The organism is Vibrio genomosp. F10 str. 9ZD137, from assembly GCF_049974785.1.
Classification (GTDB): domain Bacteria; phylum Pseudomonadota; class Gammaproteobacteria; order Enterobacterales; family Vibrionaceae; genus Vibrio.
Genome location: NZ_JBNGCJ010000809.1, coordinates 1 through 4,409 on the forward strand (window position 1 = coordinate 1; position 4,409 = coordinate 4,409).

General features: G+C 42.9%; 3 protein-coding genes. All 3 read left to right on the forward strand.

Annotated features, from left to right (window positions below; translation table 11 throughout):
* The coding region (locus ACP45E_RS18595; protein ID WP_069585408.1) for an assimilatory sulfite reductase (NADPH) flavoprotein subunit at positions 1-1,532 on the forward strand (1,532 nt) is incomplete at its 5' end.
* Positions 1,532-3,250: an assimilatory sulfite reductase (NADPH) hemoprotein subunit gene (gene cysI / locus ACP45E_RS18600; protein WP_017038477.1), complete on the forward strand. Its 1,719-nt coding sequence runs from the start codon at positions 1,532-1,534 to the stop codon at positions 3,248-3,250. The genes ACP45E_RS18595 and cysI, both read left to right, overlap by 1 nt.
* A complete protein-coding gene (locus ACP45E_RS18605) occupies positions 3,243-4,019 on the forward strand; it encodes a phosphoadenylyl-sulfate reductase (RefSeq protein ID WP_017038478.1) in 777 nt (258 codons plus the stop codon). Before cysI ends, ACP45E_RS18605 begins: the two co-directional genes overlap by 8 nt.
* The last annotated feature ends 390 nt before the right edge of the window (positions 4,020-4,409 follow it).

A 4,409-nucleotide genomic window follows, 5' to 3' on the forward strand; every position in this document is an offset into this window, starting at 1 on the left:
GGGTTGAATCTCAGCTATTTGATGCCAGTGATTATAAAGGCAAGAATCTCGCGAAAGAAACGCATGTCATTATTGTCGCTTCAACCAATGGTGAAGGTGAAGCACCAGATAACGCCATTGAGCTGCACGAGTTCTTACAATCGAAGAAAGCGCCGAAGTTACCGAATCTAAAATACGCGGTGATTGGTTTGGGTGATTCAAGCTACGAATTCTTTTGCCAAACGGGTAAAGACTTCGATGCTTACTTATCGAAACAAGGGGCGACGGCCTTTATTGATCGCATTGATCTCGATGTGGACTACGAGAATGAAGCTAAAGAGTGGCGTACTAAAGCGTTAGATATTCTTCAAGAAGATCTTTCTTCTGGTACTGAAGCTGACGTCGTTCAATTGCCTGTTGGTCAGGCTTCGTCTCATTCACAATACACGAAACAGAATCCATACACAGCGAGCTTGCTAACGAGCCAGAAAATCACCGGTCGTGATTCAGGCAAAGACGTTCGTCATATCGAGATTGATCTTGAAGATTCAGGTATTACTTACCAAGCCGGAGACGCGTTGGGTGTTTGGTATGAAAACAGTTCTGATTTAGCCAATGAAATTCTGTCGAAAGTGGGCCTTTCTGGTGTTGAGAGTGTCGATGTTGATGGTGAAAGCCTCTCTATTCATAGCGCTTTAGTTAGCAAGTTCGAAATCACAGCGTCAAACCCTCAGTTTGTAACTAAGTTTGCAGAGTTGTCGGGCAGTAAAAAACTCCAAAAGCTGGTGGAAGATAAAGATAAGCTACGTGAGTACGCAGGAAACACACAAATCGTTGACGTACTTACAGAAAAGAAAACCAAGTTGTCTGCTGATGAATTCGTCGGGCTACTGCGAAAATTGACGCCTCGTTTGTATTCCATTGCATCAAGCCAAAGTGAAGTCGATGAAGAAGTTCATTTGACGGTCGGTCTGGTTGAATATCAAAAAGGTGAACAATCTCGATTCGGCGGCGCTTCAGGTTTCTTAGCGCAACGATTGGAAGAAGGCGGTGAAGTTAAAGTGTTTATTGAAAACAACAATAACTTCAAACTTCCTCAAGATGATAATGCTCCGGTGATTATGATTGGTCCAGGAACGGGTATTGCGCCTTTCCGAAGCTTTATGCAAGAGCGCGACAACCGAGAAGCAGAAGGAAAAAACTGGTTATTCTTTGGTGATCGAACCTTTACCCAAGACTTTTTGTATCAAGTTGAATGGCAAAAGTATTTGAAGTCAGGTCTTCTTTCGCAGCTTGATGTCGCCTTTAGTCGTGATCAACATGAAAAAGTTTACGTCCAGCACCGAGTACTTGAGCAAGCGGAACAAGTTTGGCAATGGATACAAGCGGGTGCGTACATCTATGTTTGTGGTGATGCAACGCGCATGGCGAAAGATGTCCATGAAGCCTTCATTCAAGTTGCAGAGCAGCAAGGGAAGATGTCGAGAGACGATGCTGAGGCATTTATTAACAACTTACGCAAAGACAAACGTTACCAAAGGGATGTGTACTAATGAGCAAGCAAGAGCAAGAAGTATTGGGTCAAGTGCTTGGTCCATTAGCAGACAACGAACGTTTGAAGCGTGAGAGTAATTTCTTGCGCGGTACGATAGAGAAGGATCTTCAAGATCGAATTACCGGTGGCTTTACGGCAGATAACTTCCAATTGATTCGTTTCCATGGGATGTATCAGCAGGATGACCGCGATATTAGAGCCGAGCGTGCGAAACAAAAATTAGAGCCTCTGCATAATGTCATGCTGCGTGCACGTATGCCGGGTGGGATTATTACTCCGAAGCAATGGCTAGCCATTGATAAGTTTGCAACTGAAAATACCAGCTATGGAAGTCTGCGTTTAACGACTCGTCAAACCTTTCAATTTCACGGTGTATTGAAACCAAACATCAAGCTGATGCACCAGACGCTGAATAGCATTGGTATCGATTCCATTGCAACTGCCGGTGATGTTAACCGAAATGTTTTGTGTACAACGAACCCGGTTGAATCTGAACTTCATCAAGAAGCGTATGAGTGGGCGAAGAAGATCAGTGAGCATCTACTACCAAAAACTCGTGCTTATGCCGAGATTTGGCTTGATGGCGAAAAAGTAGAGACAACAGAAGAGCCTATCTTAGGCAGCAATTATCTACCGCGTAAGTTCAAAACAACGGTTGTGATTCCTCCTCAGAATGATGTTGATGTCCATGCAAACGATCTTAACTTTGTCGCGATTGCGAATAACGGAAAGCTTGTTGGATTTAATGTGTTGGTGGGTGGTGGATTAGCAATGACCCACGGTGACACGTCGACTTATGCGCGTAAAGCGGATGATTTTGGTTTTGTTCCTCTAGACAAAACGTTAGAGGTAGCTGCTGCGGTCGTGACTACACAGCGTGATTGGGGTAACCGATCTAACCGTAAAAACGCAAAAACCAAATACACACTCGATAGAGTCGGTATTGATGTGTTCAAAGCGGAAGTTGAAAAACGCGCAGGTGTTAATTTTGAAGAGAGTCGCCCATATGAATTTACAGGGCGTGGCGATCGTATTGGTTGGGCTGAAGGGATCGATGGTAAACATCACCTTGCATTGTTCATCGAAAATGGACGCTTATTAGACTTCCCAGGTAAACCCCTAAAAACAGGTGTAGCTGAAATTGCGAAAGTGCACAAAGGTGACTTCCGCATGACAGCGAATCAGAACTTGATTGTTGCAGGCGTACCAGAGAAAGAAAAAGCGAAGATTGAAAAGATTGCACGCGCCCATGGTTTGATGGATGACACCGTCAGTGAACAACGTAAAAATTCAATGGCATGTGTTGCATTTCCTACCTGTCCATTAGCGATGGCGGAAGCTGAACGTTTCTTACCTCAGTTCGTGACTGATGTTGAAGCTATTCTAGAAAAGCATCAGCTACCAAAAGATGACAATATTATCTTGCGGGTAACAGGTTGCCCTAATGGTTGTGGCCGAGCTATGTTAGCTGAAATTGGATTAGTGGGCAAAGCACCGAATCGTTATAACCTACATTTAGGCGGCAACAGAGCGGGTACGCGAATTCCTAAAATGTATAAAGAGAACATCACTGACAAACAAATCTTGGAAGAAATAGATCAGTTAGTCGGTCGATGGGCGACAGAGCGTGAAGAAAACGAAGGCTTCGGTGACTTTACGATTCGTGCTGGCATTATAGAAGAAGTCTTCGTATCAAAGAGGGATCTTTATGCTTAATTCTGTAGCTTCAAAATTGAAGTTAGCAGAACTGCTCTCATTAACTAAGACGGAGCAAATTCTCCGTCTTGCTGAAATTAATGCCGAGTTAGAAAAGCTAACTGCGCAACAGCGTGTTAAATGGGCTTTGAATAACTTAGAGGGAACACACGTTGTTTCATCTAGTTTTGGTATTCAAGCTGCGGTGATGCTGCATCTAGTAACGCAAGCTGATCCAGATATTCCCGTAATATTAACGGACACAGGTTACCTTTTTAATGAAACGTATCAATTCATTGATCAATTGAGCCAACAGTTAACACTCAACCTTAAAGTATATCGAGCTCCAAATAGCCCCAATTGGCAAGAGGCACGTTACGGAAAGCTATGGGAACAAGGTATAGAGGGAATAGAAAAATATAATAAGTTGAATAAAGTCGAACCAATGCGTCGAGCGTTGGACGAGTTAGAAGTGGGAACATGGTTTTCAGGGCTAAGACGAGAGCAGTCCAGTAGCCGAGCAAGTCTGCCTATTCTTTCGCTACAAAATGGTGTTTTCAAGTTCTTACCGGTAATAGACTGGACAAATAAAGACGTGCACTATTATTTAGAGAAGCACGGTTTGGCTTATCACCCACTTCGAGAAGAGGGTTATCTATCAGTGGGTGATACCCACACTTCTAAAAAGTGGGAACCTGGAATGAATGAAGAAGAAACCCGTTTCTTTGGATTAAAGAGAGAATGTGGCCTTCATGAAGATGATGGCGAACAATATGGTTCTGGAATTTAATCATTCAATAAAGAGAAAGCTGCAATGGCAGCTTTTTTTATGCCTGAAAATTGACTCTAAAATACGCATTGTGCATAACTCTGGGGATAAGGTGTATATTTGATCTGCGTAAATGATGATAAATAACCGCTTGGATCAAATTAGCACTTAAAGTGCGTATTTTTGCATTTTTTCACAAATAACACTTGCCAATGTGAGTTCGATCTCTATAATGCCTCCTCGTTGACACAGCAAGGGCTTACGGGCTAACAAGCAGGGTCAACAAGGCTAGAAAGCAAAAAGAGAAAATTTTAAAAAGTGTTTGACACTGAAGATTATCTCGCTAGAATGGCCGCCTCTTCCAAGTGATGCAAATCACAAAAGAAGAACGCTCTTTAACAATTTAAACCT